This window comes from Pseudomonas sp. MWU12-2029 (assembly GCF_023242425.1).
Taxonomy (GTDB): Bacteria; Pseudomonadota; Gammaproteobacteria; order Pseudomonadales; family Pseudomonadaceae; genus Aquipseudomonas; species Aquipseudomonas kribbensis.
In genome coordinates, this window is sequence record NZ_JALJDY010000007.1 from 54,312 (window position 1) to 67,176 (window position 12,865).

Consider the following 12,865-nt stretch of genomic DNA (forward strand, 5'->3'; position numbering starts at 1 on the left):
GAAAACCGGTTCATGAACCGGCGCTTGCAGACTCAAGGCGTGAGGTGTCGCAGGTATGTGGGTTTTGTACCGGACGGTACACAGTCGGGTTTACAGTCGTGGCAGGCGAATCACGGCGGTGAGGCCACCGCCAGGTGTCTCTTCGAGGTTCAACTGGCCACCCTGGCGTTGCGCGGCTTCCCGGGCGATGGTCATGCCCAGGCCGACGCCGCCGGAGTTGCGGTTGCGCGAGCCTTCCAGGCGGAAAAACGGCTCGAACACGGCTTCGCGTTTGTCCGCGGCGATGCCCGGGCCGTGGTCGATCACGCGGATCAGCAGGTGTTCGCGTTGATCCTGCAGTTCGATGTGTGCTTGCCCGGCGTAGCGCAAGGCGTTGTCCATCAGGTTGTTGATGCACGAGCGCAGGGCCATCGGCTGAACCGCCAGTGGTGCGCAATGGCCGCTGACCTGCACGTCGGCGCCCTGATCCTGGGCGTTCTCGCATAGGGATTCGACCAGCGCCTGCACGTCCATCATCTGCAGTGCTTCGCTGGTGCGTTGTTCGTGCAGGTAGGTGAGGGTGGCGTCGAGCATGCCGATCATGTCGTTCAGATCCTGACGCATCTGGCCCTGGAGTTTGTCGTCGTCGATCTTTTCCAGGCGCAGTTTCAGCCGCGACAGTGGCGTGCGCAGGTCATGGGACACGGCACCGAGCATGCGTGCGCGCTGCTGAACCTGTTCGCGAATCCGCTGCTGCATCAGGTTGAAGGTATGGGCCGCCTGCCGGGCCTCTCGCGGGCCGGACTCTTCCAGCGGCGGGCTGTCGAGGTTTTCGCTGAGGCGTTCGGCGGCGTCGCTCAGACGCTGGATCGGCCGGCTCAGGAGTTTGGCGCCGTACCATGCAGCGATCATCAGCGAGATGAACTGAAAGGTCAGTGGCACCAGCGGCCCGCCGAACCAGGGGCGCGGCGGTCGATGGGCGAAGCGCGGATCCGGCGGCGGACGTTGCCCTTCGACGCCCTGGGAAAATTCCGGCGGCGGAGGGGGCGGAGGCGGGCCGTAATGGTGGAACCAGGCGAAAGCCAGCAAGTGCGCCAGGACGATCGCCACGAACAGCACGCCGAACAGGCGGCCGAACAGCGTGTCGAAGCGCCCCCGCATCAGCCGATGTCCCTGGCGTCGAACAGGTAACCTTCGCCGCGTACGGTCTTGATCAACTGCGGGGCTTTCGGGTCGTCACCGAGTTTTTGCCGCAAACGCGAGACCAGCAGGTCGATACTGCGGTCGAAGGCTTCGATCGAGCGGCCACGGGCAGCGTCCAGCAACTGTTCGCGGCTGAGCACCCGGCGCGGTCGTTCGATGAACACCCAGAGCAGGCGGAATTCGGCGTTGGACAGCGGCACCACCAGGCCATCGTCGGCGATCAACTGGCGCAGGACGCTGTTCAGGCGCCAGTTGTCGAAGCGAATGTTCGCACGCTGTTCCGTGCGGTCGTCGCGCACCCTGCGCAGAATCGTCTGGATCCGCGCCACCAGTTCCCGGGGTTCGAACGGTTTGGCCATGTAATCATCGGCACCCAGTTCCAGGCCGATGATGCGGTCGGTAGGCTCGCAACGGGCGGTGAGCATCAGGATCGGGATGTCCGATTCGGCGCGCAGCCAGCGGCACAGCGACAGACCGTCTTCGCCGGGCAGCATCAGATCGAGCACCACCACATCGAAATGTTCGGCCTGCATCGCCTGGCGCATGGCTGCGCCGTCGGTGACACCGCTGGCGTGAATGTTGAAACGGGCCAGGTAGTCGATCATCAGTTCACGGATCGGCACATCATCGTCGACGATCAGGGCGCGGATGCTCCAGCGCTTGTCGTCTTTCTGCTCTTCATTCACGGAGACTTGGGAGTTGTGCATGAGGCTGTTCATCTGCCAGTAAGCCGCCAACCACAAAGATAGGCTGCGAGGTTGTGGTTTCAGCATAGGCGTCCGGCCGTGAGGCGGGAAGGGCTGCTGTAAGGACATGTTGCGGCTGGCGAGGCTAGCGCGGACGCATGTTGTCGGCGTGTCGGTTGTGTATCGGCTTCGACACAATACCCTGCAAGGCTATGCTGATCACGTCCGGCGCGACGATTTACCGATCATCGGGTGCCGCGCCGCCGCCGGTTCCGCTACAATGCGCGCCGATTTCGACTTGCCTGAGAGCCCATCCATGTCCGCCTGCCAGACTCCTATCATCGTCGCCCTGGATTTCCCCACCCGTGACGCCGCACTGAAGCTGGCCGACCAGTTGGACCCGAAACTGTGCCGGGTCAAAGTGGGCAAGGAACTGTTCACCAGCTGTGCCTCGGAAATCGTCGGCACCCTGCGCGACAAGGGTTTTGAAGTGTTCCTCGACCTGAAATTTCACGACATCCCAAACACCACGGCGATGGCGGTCAAGGCCGCTGCCGAGATGGGCGTGTGGATGGTCAACGTTCACTGCTCCGGCGGTCTGCGCATGATGGCGGCCTGCCGTGAAGAGCTGGACAAGCGCAGCGGCCCGCAGCCGTTGCTGATTGGCGTGACCGTGTTGACCAGCATGGAGCGTGAGGATCTGGCGGGTATCGGTCTGGACATCGAGCCGCAGGAGCAGGTGCTGCGCCTGGCAGCGCTGGCCGAGAAGGCCGGGATGGACGGTCTGGTGTGCTCGGCGCTGGAAGCCACGGCGTTGAAAACCGCGCATCCGTCGCTGCAGTTGGTGACGCCGGGCATTCGTCCGGCCGGCAGTGCCCAGGACGATCAGCGTCGCATCCTGACCCCGCGTCAGGCGCTGGATGCCGGTTCCGATTATCTGGTGATCGGCCGTCCGATCAGCCAGGCGGCGGATCCGGCCAAGGCCCTGGCTGCGGTGGTTGCCGAACTGGCCTGAACGAACAGCTGAAGATGCAAAGAAGGGAGCCTGATGGCTCCCTCTTTGTTTTCAGATTTGTTTTCAGACCTTCAACACCAGCTTGCCGAAGTTCTCGCCACTGAACAGTTTGCCCAGGGTCTCCGGGAAGGTTTCCAGGCCTTCGACGATGTCTTCCTTGCTCTTGAGCTGACCCTTGGCCATCCAGCCGGCCATTTCCTGGGCGGCACTGGCGTATTGCGCCGCGTAGTCCATCACCACGAAACCTTCCATCCGCGCGCGGTTGACCAGCAGCGACAGGTAGTTGGCCGGGCCTTTTACCGCTTCCTTGTTGTTGTACTGGCTGATGGCGCCGCAGATCACCACGCGGGCCTTGAAGTTCAGGCGGCTCAGCACCGCGTCGAGGATATCGCCGCCGACGTTGTCGAAATACACGTCCACGCCTTTCGGGCATTCGCGTTTAAGGCCGGCCAACACGTCTTCGCTCTTGTAGTCGATGGCGCCGTCGAAGCCCAGTTCATCGATCAGGAACTTGCACTTGTCCGCGCCGCCGGCAATACCGACCACCCGGCAGCCTTTGATCTTGGCGATCTGTCCGGCGATGCTGCCGACCGCGCCTGCCGCACCGGACAACACCACGGTGTCGCCGGCCTTCGGTGCGCCGACATCGAGCAGGGCGAAGTAGGCGGTCATGCCGGTCATGCCCAATGCGGACAGATAAACCGGCAGCGGTGCCAGTTTTGGATCGACCTTGTAGAAACCTCTTGGCTCGCCGATGAAGTAATCCTGCACGCCAATGGCACCGTTGACGTAGTCGCCGACGGCAAACCCCGGATTGTTTGACGCGACGACTTTGCCTACGCCCAGTGCGCGCATGACTTCACCGATACCTACCGGCGGGATGTAGGACTTGCCCTCGTTCATCCAGCCGCGCATGGCCGGGTCGAGGGACAGGTATTCGTTCTTGACCAGAATCTGCCCCGCCGCCGGCTCGCCGACCGGTACTTCCTGATAGGTGAAGGTCTCGCGGGTGGCGGCGCCCACCGGGCGTTTGGCGAGCAGGAACTGGCGATTGGTCTGGTTAGTCATGACAGGCACTCAACGGGATGAAGCCTTGTTGATAGACCGTCCTCGGCGATGCCGCAAGGTTGGCTGACGAGGCGAATGCAGGCCGATCAAGCAGGGTGATAGTGGCCCGAACGGGTTCATCACTGCGATTCATGGGCGGTCAAACGGCCGTCTGATAGTGCTGCCGCCGGGGAGGTGGCTGTGGCTATGCTGCCTTCATCAATCCCCCGCATTCGAGGACATAACAATGAGCATGACGTTTTCCGGTCAGGTCGCCGTCGTCACTGGCGCCGCCAACGGTATCGGCCGCGCGACCGCCCAGGCATTCGCCGCCGAAGGCCTGAAAGTGGTGGTCGCCGATCTGGATGCCGCCGGGGGCGAGGGCACAGTGGCGCTGATTCGTACAGCCGGCGGCGAAGCGACCTTCGTGCGCTGCAACGTGACCGTCGAAAGCGAAGTAAAAAATCTGATGGACGAGGTGATCAAGACCTACGGCCGTCTCGACTATGCCTTCAACAACGCCGGGATCGAAATCGAGAAAGGCAAACTGGCCGAGGGCTCGATGGATGAGTTCGACGCGATCATGGGCGTCAACGTCAAGGGCGTCTGGCTGTGCATGAAGTACCAGTTGCCGTTGCTGCTGGCTCAGGGCGGCGGGGCGATCGTCAACACCGCGTCGGTGGCCGGGCTGGGTGCTGCGCCGAAGATGAGCATCTACGCCGCCTCCAAACATGCGGTGATCGGTCTGACCAAGTCGGCCGCCATCGAGTACGCCAAGAAGAAAATCCGCGTCAACGCGGTTTGCCCGGCGGTGATCGATACCGACATGTTCCGTCGCGCCTACGAGGCCGACCCGAAGAAAGGCGAGTTCGCCAACGCCATGCATCCGGTGGGTCGCATCGGCAAGGTCGAGGAAATTGCCAGCGCGGTGCTGTACCTGTGCAGCGATGGCGCAGCATTCACCACTGGCCATTCACTGGCCGTGGACGGTGGCGTGACCGCGTTCTGAAAAGGCATCTGTTGATGCAGGAAAAGACCCGCCCGACGGCGGGTCTTTTCGTCTGTGCCAGGTTCCATGTCATTGATAAACAATGTGTTTCAAATAGTTAGAACAGTGGCTTTTGGCGGTTTTGTCGCACAGCCTGACCGGCGCGGCTGTGATTTACTGCTGCGGGCAAAACGGACAGGAGTTTGTGCACTCATGGAATTGAGAATTGACCGACAGGCAATGGTGCCGGTCGTACAGCAGATTGTTGACGGATTGATCGAGTGGATCGTGCAGGAACAGGTGCCGCCTGCCACGCGCCTGCCATCCATTCGACAGATTGCGCGATTGAATCTGCTCAGCCAGTCGTACGTCATGGAGGCTTGCGAGCGTCTGGTGGCACAGGGCGTTCTTGCCTCGCGGCAAGGGGCGGGGTTCATGGTCGCAAGCACATTGCCGGCGTGTTGCAAGTCTTTCGACAGTCCGGCTTTCGAGGGCGAGCGCCATGGCTGTGATACGGATCCGCAATGGCGCGGCGGGTTGAAACTGGGCGACGGGGTTTTGCCCGAGAGCTGGCGAGAGTCCGATGATCTCGCCTATGCGATCCGTCAGGTGGCCCGCACCGACATGGCCAGCCTGTTCAACTACAATACCCCCCTCGGGCTCCCCGCGCTGCGCGAACAGATTGTCAAACGATTGGGAATGCTCGATATCACCGCCGATGAGGACGCTGTGCTGACAACGGCCGGCGCGAGCCACGGGCTTGATCTGATCGTGCGCACGCTGTTCCGGGCGGGGGATTGTGTGGTGGTGGAAACGCCGGGGTATGCGCCGCTGTTCGATCTCTTGCGGCTGCACGGCGTGCGCATGCTGGAGGTTCGCCGCACGCCTGGCGGGCCTGACCTCGAGGCGCTCGAGGCGTTGTTGCGGCAGTTCCGGCCGGCGGCGCTGTTCATCAACAGTCACCACCACAACCCCACGGGGAGCTGTCTGGCGCCGGCAGCGGCGCGGCGCATTCTGCAATTGAGCAAAACCTACGACCTGCGGCTGATCGAAGATGACGTCTACGCTGATCTGCATAACGGCAGCGGCACGCGCCTGGCAGCACTGGATGAAGACGGACGGGTGATTTACGTCGGCAGTTTTTCCAAGACGCTGAGCAGCTCGTTGCGGGCAGGCTTCGTGTCGGCCAGTCACGAGGTGATCGAGCAACTGGCGCGGATCAAGATGATCAGTTGCATGGGCACTTCAAGGTTCAGCGAGGCCGTTCTGGCGGCGCTGCTGGCCAGCGGTGCGTATCGCAAACTGGTGCAGCGTCAGCGCCAGCGGCTCAATATCGATCGCGCGGCGGCCCTGCAGGCGCTGGAGGATGCCGATTGGGAGGTGTTCGGCAAACCCACCGGCGGGCTGTTCATCTGGGCCCGTTCGCCGCTGGCGAATGATGAACACCTGCGCAGGCAGGCCTCGCGTCATGGTGTGCAATTGTCATGCGCGTCTTCTTACAGTCCCAGTGGCGAAGCCAGTGACTGGCAGCGGATCAATGTGGCCTATGCTTGCGATCCGAGGGCGCGGCAGTTCTTTCGCAGTACGGCCGTGGATCGACCTCAAGTGTTCTGAAAACGACGCAGGCCTAGCTTTTTGCCATTATTCCGACGCCAGAGTCTTGTGCTGGTTCTTGGCCGTTGCGACTCTTCGGCAACAGACTTTGGCAGGGGACTACGCGCAATGATTTCGGCCGTGCAAGGACGTTTTGCCAACCTCGGTATGGCGAAAAAACTGGGTATCGGGTTTGTGCTGGTATTGCTGTTGACTGCCTTGGTGGCGGCCATCGGCGTCTGGTCCCTGCAAACCATCAGTCAGCGCTTCGACGGGCTCAAACAGATGTCCTCGCTCAACAGCGGCCTGCTGAAAGTGCGTCTGCTGGAGCAGGATTATGCCCTGCACGGCAATCCGAAAATCGCCGATGCCTTGCACGAGGGTGTGGATGGCCTGATCACCATGGCTGATCAGCTCAAGGCCCAATCGCCGGGCAATGAGTCGGTCATGAGCGACGTCCAGCAGTCGCTGGGCGCTTATCGCAAGGCGTTCGATGAGTTCGTGTCGCTGACCCAGGCCAAGGATCTGGCGCTGGAAATGGCCAGTTGGTCGGTGTCCAGTGTCGCCAACAATCTCGACGTCCTGCAGGCCGGGCTTGCCGATGACGGCGCCTACACGCTGAAAGACAGCGAGGGCAAGGACGGAGCGCAGTTCATCGAGCAGGCCAGTCAGGTCAGCCAGGTTTCGCGCCTGATGCTGCAAGCCATGAACGAAGCGCGGGTGCGTCTGGATCAGAGTCGCAAGGGCGACGACAGCGCCAAGGGCAACATCGAACAGGCCGCCCAGGCCCAGGCACAAGCCGAACAACTGAAGTCCACGGTCAAGGACGAAGGTTATCTGACGGTGCTCAACGAGGTGTCAGGGCACATCGCCGGTTTCAACGACAAGCTCGCCGAGTACACCGGGCTTCTGGCTCAGGAAAAAACCGTCTACGAGCAACTGCATCAGCGTGCCGCTGAGGTGGTGGAGCGGGTCGATCAGGCCTATGTCGCCCAGGACGTCGCGATGCAGGGTGAGTTGAAGAAGAACTCGGTGCTGATCATCGGCTCGTCGGCAATGGCATTGCTAGTCGGGCTGATTGCGGCCTGGGTGATCACCCGGTTGATCGTCGCGCCGTTGCGCAGCGTGATGCTTGTCGCTCAGCGGATCGCCGCCGGTGACTTGAGTGCAACGGTGGAAGTGACTCGTCGAGACGAGATCGGCCAGTTGATGCAGTCCATGCAGCAGATGGGCGCGGGCCTCAGCAGCATCGTCAGCGGGTTGCAGGCGGGTATCGAACAGTTGGCCAGTTCCGCGCAATCGCTGTCGGCGGTGACTGAACAGACCAACCTGGAAGTCAGCAGCCAGAAAGAGGAAACCGAGCAGGTTGCCACGGCCATGAACCAGATGACCGCCACCGTCCATGATGTGGCGCGCAATGCCGAAGAAGCCGCACTTGCGGCGCAGACTGCCGACGACAAGGTCGAGAGCGGTCAGCAGGTGGTGCGCCAGAGCATGGCGCGGATCGAGCAACTGGCGGATTCGGCGACGTCGGCCAGTTCGAGCATCGAAAGCCTGAGCGCAGAAATCCAGAACATCGGCACGGTGCTCGAAGTCATCAAAAGCGTCGCCGAGCAGACCAATCTGCTGGCGCTCAACGCCGCGATCGAAGCGGCGCGGGCGGGCGAGCAGGGCAGGGGCTTTGCGGTGGTTGCCGACGAGGTGCGGGCGCTGGCCCGGCGTACGCAGCAGTCGACCGAAGAGATCGAGCGGCTGGTCAGTGCCTTGCGCTCGGCGGCGCATTCGTCAGTGCAGCAGATTCAGAGCAGTGGCGAGCTGGTGAAACTGGCGGTCAGTGATGCACTGCAGACCGAAAGTGCGCTGGGGAGTATTGCGGCGGCGGTTTCGTTGATTCAGCAGATGAATCAGCAGATTGCGGCGGCGGCCGAGGAACAGAGTTCGGTGGCCGAGGAGATCAATCGCAGTGTGACCAGTATTCGGGCGAGTGCGGATCAGTCGTCGATTGCGATGCGCGGGAATGCGGCTTCCAGTGTTGAGCTGGCGCAGTTGGGGAGTGAGTTGCGGGGGATGGTGGGGCACTTCAGGCTTTGATTTGGGGTTGGCCTTGGCGGCCTTTGGGCCGACCAGGTTTTGGGGTGGTTTGGGTGAATATCCGTTGCTTCGGGTGTTACCGCTGGCGGTTCCGCTCTTACAGCGGCTCACTTTTCCAAACGCCGAAAAGTAAGCAAAAGGCTTGGCCCCTGCGTTCGGCCCCTCGCTGAGGCTCGGTGTTCCTTCGTTCCGGGATTCATCCGGGGGCATCGCCTACGGTTTGCTTCGCTGCACCTCCTCTCGATGTGTTTGGCTTCGCCAAACGGCGCTGCGCGCCTACCCCCGGATAAATCCCTCCACTCAGCCTTCCGATGGGGCCGGTACGTCAAAAGCGGTACTCGAGCTAACGCTCATCGTGTTGAGTGGTGGAGAGCCAAAGCCAAAGCCAGAGCAGAAGAAGCAGAAGAAACAGAAGAAACAGAAGAAGGTGCTGCAGGAGTCGAGTTGCACGCGTTTTAAAACCCGAGTTCAACTCGGTATTTCACGTCGGCGTACCTCTCCCAAACAACTCGGTCAGTCCCCTCTCCCTTAGGGAGAGGGTTAGGGTGAGGGGTGCTTTTGATCTTCTGCTTTGAAGCCAATAAAAAAGCCACCTCTCGGTGGCTTCTCTCTCTGACTGCACTCAGTCGTAAATCACTTTTTTCTTCCAGTCCGCATCCGCTTCGACATCCTTGAGGCCGGCAGTCAGCTGGTTTTCTTCGCCTTCGACCGGGGCGATCTTGTCCATGACCTGGGCGTTGGCGCGGGCCAGGAGTTTTTCCAGGTATTGGAGTTGTTCGGCGTAGATCTGCGGGTCCTGCTGTTTGCGCAGGTATTGCACGCCGCGTTCGAAGGCGAGCCGGGCCTGGCCGGGCTGGTTTTGTTGCAGGGCGTGCTGGCCGAGGTTGTTGAAGAACTCGATGTGCAGCAGCACCAGGATATGGCGCACTTCACGGATCCAGTGTTTGGCTTCGTTCGGTGGCAGGAAGCCGTCCTGGGCGGCGCGGGTGATCTGGCCGTGGAGGGCTTCGAGGAGGAAGCGCACGTCTTTGGCCTTGGCTTCGGTCTGGATCGGCGCCGGCGGGTTGTTGACCGGGATCGATTCGCCCTGGGCGACGAGGGCGCTCAGTTCGGTGATGCGGGCCTTGGTGGTGGCGCTGGTTTTTTCCAGATTCAGCAGACGCTGGCAGACGTTCAGTTCCAGGCGGGTCATCAACAGCTTGAGGGCCGGGGTCATGAACTGGCCGGGGAAGGTTTCGGTCAGTTCGCCACAACGGCGCAGGCGGTCGTTGAGTTCGACCTTGGTGCGGGCCTTCTCCAGTTTGGTGTTTTCCACCACATGGTTCATGTAGCCAATGGCGATCAAGATTGCGATCCCGGCTATGACTAGCAGGGTGATCATGAGTGGTGTCACCGGTAAGACCTCTTTATAGGGTTCGCGTGCGAGTGTAGTAGCTCGGCATATGTGAGCCTAGCGCCGCTCGACGGGTTGGATCAGCGAAGCTTCATCTGTATCGGCCGCAAGCCTGCTTATATAAATGCTGGCCCTTGGGGTACAGATTGCCATCACCTGTGCCGTGGACTATAACGCCTTGGCGAGTGGCGGAATATAGGCGTCAATCGTCGGGCGACGGAAAAGTCCGAATCGGCTCGTAAAGCAGGGCGAAGTCATTGATTTAAATAAATTTATATCAGGGGGTTGACGACCTTCCAATCCATCCATAGAATGCGCGCCACTTGCAGCGTAAAGCACACAGCGAAACGCGGCAGGGAGTGAATGTTGTAGTGTGTCCCCTTCGTCTAGTGGCCTAGGACACCGCCCTTTCACGGCGGTAACAGGGGTTCGAGTCCCCTAGGGGACGCCAATGCGGGAATAGCTCAGTTGGTAGAGCACGACCTTGCCAAGGTCGGGGTCGCGAGTTCGAGTCTCGTTTCCCGCTCCAATTTTAAACGGCAGTGCTTTCGGGCGGTGCTGAGTGAAACCAGAACCAAGTCTTCGGATGCGGATCTGGACACCGAAACACACACCATGTGTTCCGGGTAGCGTGTCCCCTTCGTCTAGTGGCCTAGGACACCGCCCTTTCACGGCGGTAACAGGGGTTCGAGTCCCCTAGGGGACGCCATTTGCGGGAATAGCTCAGTTGGTAGAGCACGACCTTGCCAAGGTCGGGGTCGCGAGTTCGAGTCTCGTTTCCCGCTCCAAATTCAAGAAGCGCCGCTCCGCAATGAGCGGCGTTTTTATTAGTGAAAGTTGTAGCCTGTCCCCTTCGTCTAGTGGCCTAGGACACCGCCCTTTCACGGCGGTAACAGGGGTTCGAGTCCCCTAGGGGACGCCATTGCGGGAATAGCTCAGTTGGTAGAGCACGACCTTGCCAAGGTCGGGGTCGCGAGTTCGAGTCTCGTTTCCCGCTCCATATTCAACAAAAACGCCGCTCAGTAATGAGCGGCGTTTTTGTTTGTGCGTTATTTGTCGCGCAACAAAAAAGGACCTCACGGTCCTTTTTTTTGTGGGCCCGCCACCTTGGCGGGCCAGTGTCGCGATCAAAGCTTCGGCAGTTGCCCGATGCGGCCCATCATTTCGGTAACGATCTGCAGGTCCAGCAGGAACTGGTCAACGGTCTTGAACTCGCCGTCGGTGTGACCGGTGTATTTGACCTCAGGTCGGGCCAGACCGAATTGCACACCGTTGGGCAGTTCATGCACCGAGGTGGCGCCGGCAGAGGTGCCGAACTCGTGTTTCATACCCAGGTTTTCGGTGGACACGGCCAGCAGTGCCTTGACCCACTCGCCTTCAGGGTTGCGGTACATCGGCTCGGCGATCGAGTAATCGAAGTTGACTGCGACGTGGGTTTTCTTGCTCCATGCCGCCAGTTTGTCGGCGATTTCGGTCTTGAGCACTTCCGGCGACTTGCCCTTTGGTACACGCAGGTTGACCGCGAGTTTGAAGGTCTTGTCGTCCATCCCGACGTAGGTCAACGAGGTGGTCAGCGGGCCCATGAAGTCATCGGCGAAACCGACGCCCAGCTTGCCACCCTTGTAGTCCAGGCCCCAGTTGTCGGCGGCGTAACGGGCGGCATCGGTGATGTGGTTGTGTTTAAGCGCGATCTTGCCATCCACACTGTGGATGAAGTCCAGCATGCGGGCGACCGGGTTGACGCCGGATTCCGGTTCGGACGAATGCGCGGAAACGCCGGTTACGCTGAGTTTCACATCCTTGCCATCGACCTTGGCATTTACTTCGAAATCGCCGCCATGTTGTTTGGCGTATTCGTTACCGGCTTTTTGCAGACTGGCGGCCAGCTCGGCAGGCTTGTCTGTCACCAGAGTCACGACCGAAACCGATGGAATCTGGTTGGTTGCCATGCCGCCGGTCATCGAGATCAGCTCCGCGCCTTTGCCCTCGGCCTTGCGCTTGGCAAATTTGGCCATGACCGTGCCGTAGCCTTTCTCGGCGATCACCACCGGGTAGCCGCCATCCAGCGCCAGGTTGTACTCCGGCGTCGGGTTGCGTTCAAAGTAGTAAGGAATCGCGTCGCCGGTGGTTTCTTCGGTGGTGTCCACCAGCAGTTTGAAATTGCGGGCCAGCGGCAGCTTTTCTTCCTTGATCACCTTCATGGCATACAGCGTCACCACGATGCCGTTTTTGTCGTCCTCGGTGCCACGGCCGTACATGCGGTCGCCGATCAATGTGACCTTGAACGGGTCGAGTTTGGTGCCGTCTTTCAGCACCCAGTTTTCCGGCGTTACCGGCACCACATCGGCGTGCGCGTGAATGCCCACGACTTCCTTGCCGCTGCCGTCGAGAGAAATTTCGTAGACGCGGTTGTCGATGTTTCGGTAGTTCAAACCAAAGGACTCGGCCAGGTCCTTGATCTTGGCGGCGATCTTGATGAATTCAGGATTCTCGTGCTGGGCAACACCTTCTTTGCGATCGGTCGGGATTTCGACCAGTTCGCGCAGAGTTTCCAGGGCTGCCTTGCCGTATTTCGCCCGGGTGTAGAGGCCCAGCAGGCGATAGATTTCGTTTTGCTGTTCAGCGGTCAGTGTCTTGTTGTCGAGAAACGCGCTGATGGAAGGGCGCAGGTCGTCGGTCTTGCTCAGGTCGCTCTTGGCCACTTCGCCGAGGAACTGGCGGAAATCACTGACCTTTGTATCGCTGTATGTCTTGAGGATGGTCGCGCTTTGCTGCGGTGTGATGTTGGCGTGGGCGGGCAGTGTCACGGACGAAAGGCTGGCCAGAATCAGGGTCGATGCGGCCAGTTGCTTGAGTGAAAAATCCATTGC

General features: G+C 60.6%; 9 protein-coding genes, 6 tRNA genes and 1 pseudogene. 11 read left to right on the forward strand and 5 right to left on the reverse strand.

Translation table 11 applies throughout. The features are described from left to right. Positions 1 to 90 precede the first annotated feature (90 nt). Together M5B44_RS18430 and M5B44_RS18435 are read right to left on the reverse strand one after the other, a co-directional pair. On the reverse strand, positions 91 to 1,140 hold the full coding sequence (locus M5B44_RS18430; protein WP_248740101.1) for a sensor histidine kinase: 1,050 nt from the start codon (positions 1,138 to 1,140) through the stop codon (positions 91 to 93). Next, positions 1,140 to 1,901: a response regulator gene (locus tag M5B44_RS18435; protein ID WP_371320993.1), complete on the reverse strand. Its 762-nt coding sequence runs from the start codon at positions 1,899 to 1,901 to the stop codon at positions 1,140 to 1,142. Before M5B44_RS18435 ends, M5B44_RS18430 begins: the two co-directional genes overlap by 1 nt. A 283-nt stretch (positions 1,902 to 2,184) precedes the next feature. On the opposite strand from M5B44_RS18435, the gene pyrF reads away from it, so the two are divergent. Next, positions 2,185 to 2,883 (forward strand): orotidine-5'-phosphate decarboxylase, encoded by a 699-nt coding sequence (gene pyrF / locus M5B44_RS18440; RefSeq protein ID WP_162803507.1) that lies wholly within the window; start codon positions 2,185 to 2,187, stop codon positions 2,881 to 2,883. 63 nt (positions 2,884 to 2,946) lie between these two features. On the opposite strand, the gene M5B44_RS18445 is transcribed toward pyrF, so the two are convergent. Further along, positions 2,947 to 3,951 carry an NADP-dependent oxidoreductase gene (locus M5B44_RS18445; protein WP_248740102.1) on the reverse strand — a complete coding sequence of 335 codons (1,005 nt, stop codon included), beginning with the start codon at positions 3,949 to 3,951 and terminating at the stop codon, positions 2,947 to 2,949. Positions 3,952 to 4,177: 226 nt separating this feature from the next. Here M5B44_RS18445 and M5B44_RS18450 point away from each other — a divergent pair, with 226 nt between their 5' ends. The 4 genes and pseudogenes from M5B44_RS18450 to M5B44_RS29095 all read left to right on the forward strand — a co-directional run bounded on the left by M5B44_RS18450 (position 4,178) and on the right by M5B44_RS29095 (position 8,602). Then, a complete protein-coding gene (locus tag M5B44_RS18450; protein WP_085710959.1) occupies positions 4,178 to 4,939 on the forward strand; it encodes an SDR family oxidoreductase in 762 nt (253 codons plus the stop codon). Positions 4,940 to 5,131: 192 nt separating this feature from the next. Then, positions 5,132 to 6,532, forward strand: a complete 1,401-nt coding sequence (locus tag M5B44_RS18455) for a PLP-dependent aminotransferase family protein (protein ID WP_248740103.1) — start codon at positions 5,132 to 5,134, stop codon at positions 6,530 to 6,532. A gap of 264 nt (positions 6,533 to 6,796) precedes the next feature. Further along, positions 6,797 to 7,693 (forward strand): annotated as a pseudogene (locus M5B44_RS29090) (methyl-accepting chemotaxis protein); the annotation flags it as partial. A 204-nt stretch (positions 7,694 to 7,897) separates the two neighbouring features. Then, complete coding sequence (locus M5B44_RS29095) at positions 7,898 to 8,602, forward strand: methyl-accepting chemotaxis protein (RefSeq protein ID WP_412546976.1); 705 nt, start codon at positions 7,898 to 7,900, stop codon at positions 8,600 to 8,602. A 622-nt stretch (positions 8,603 to 9,224) separates the two neighbouring features. Here the strand turns inward: M5B44_RS29095 and M5B44_RS18465 are convergent. Then, entirely contained in the window at positions 9,225 to 9,983 is a 759-nt protein-coding gene (locus M5B44_RS18465) for a hypothetical protein (protein ID WP_065261849.1), read from the reverse strand. 387 nt (positions 9,984 to 10,370) lie between these two features. Here M5B44_RS18465 and M5B44_RS18470 point away from each other — a divergent pair. The 6 genes from M5B44_RS18470 (at position 10,371) to M5B44_RS18495 (ending at position 10,995) form a co-directional block, all read left to right on the forward strand. Beyond that, positions 10,371 to 10,446, forward strand: a tRNA-Glu gene (locus M5B44_RS18470). Positions 10,447 to 10,448: 2 nt separating this feature from the next. Next, a tRNA-Gly gene (locus M5B44_RS18475) sits at positions 10,449 to 10,524 on the forward strand. 104 nt (positions 10,525 to 10,628) lie between these two features. Next, positions 10,629 to 10,704: transfer RNA gene (locus tag M5B44_RS18480), tRNA-Glu, on the forward strand. Positions 10,705 to 10,707: 3 nt separating this feature from the next. Then, positions 10,708 to 10,783: transfer RNA gene (locus M5B44_RS18485), tRNA-Gly, on the forward strand. 58 nt (positions 10,784 to 10,841) lie between these two features. After that, a tRNA-Glu gene (locus tag M5B44_RS18490) sits at positions 10,842 to 10,917 on the forward strand. Between the two features lie 2 nt (positions 10,918 to 10,919). After that, positions 10,920 to 10,995, forward strand: a tRNA-Gly gene (locus tag M5B44_RS18495). 127 nt (positions 10,996 to 11,122) lie between these two features. Here M5B44_RS18495 and M5B44_RS18500 read toward each other — a convergent pair. Further along, on the reverse strand, positions 11,123 to 12,862 hold the full coding sequence (locus M5B44_RS18500; protein WP_248740105.1) for a dipeptidase: 1,740 nt from the start codon (positions 12,860 to 12,862) through the stop codon (positions 11,123 to 11,125). Positions 12,863 to 12,865 lie beyond the last annotated feature (3 nt).

Excerpts from the sequence above, each read along its gene's own strand:
- M5B44_RS18430 (WP_248740101.1), bottom strand. The coding sequence starts at position 1,140 with ATGCGGGGGCGCTTCGACACGCTGTTCGGCCGCCTGTTCGGCGTGCTG.
- M5B44_RS18435 (WP_371320993.1), bottom strand. The coding sequence starts at position 1,901 with ATGAACAGCCTCATGCACAACTCCCAAGTCTCCGTGAATGAAGAGCAG.
- pyrF (WP_162803507.1), top strand. The coding sequence starts at position 2,185 with ATGTCCGCCTGCCAGACTCCTATCATCGTCGCCCTGGATTTCCCCACC.
- M5B44_RS18445 (WP_248740102.1), bottom strand. The coding sequence starts at position 3,951 with ATGACTAACCAGACCAATCGCCAGTTCCTGCTCGCCAAACGCCCGGTG.
- M5B44_RS18450 (WP_085710959.1), top strand. The coding sequence starts at position 4,178 with ATGAGCATGACGTTTTCCGGTCAGGTCGCCGTCGTCACTGGCGCCGCC.
- M5B44_RS18455 (WP_248740103.1), top strand. The coding sequence starts at position 5,132 with ATGGAATTGAGAATTGACCGACAGGCAATGGTGCCGGTCGTACAGCAG.
- M5B44_RS29095 (WP_412546976.1), top strand. The coding sequence starts at position 7,898 with ATGACCGCCACCGTCCATGATGTGGCGCGCAATGCCGAAGAAGCCGCA.
- M5B44_RS18465 (WP_065261849.1), bottom strand. The coding sequence starts at position 9,983 with ATGATCACCCTGCTAGTCATAGCCGGGATCGCAATCTTGATCGCCATT.
- M5B44_RS18500 (WP_248740105.1), bottom strand. The coding sequence starts at position 12,862 with ATGGATTTTTCACTCAAGCAACTGGCCGCATCGACCCTGATTCTGGCC.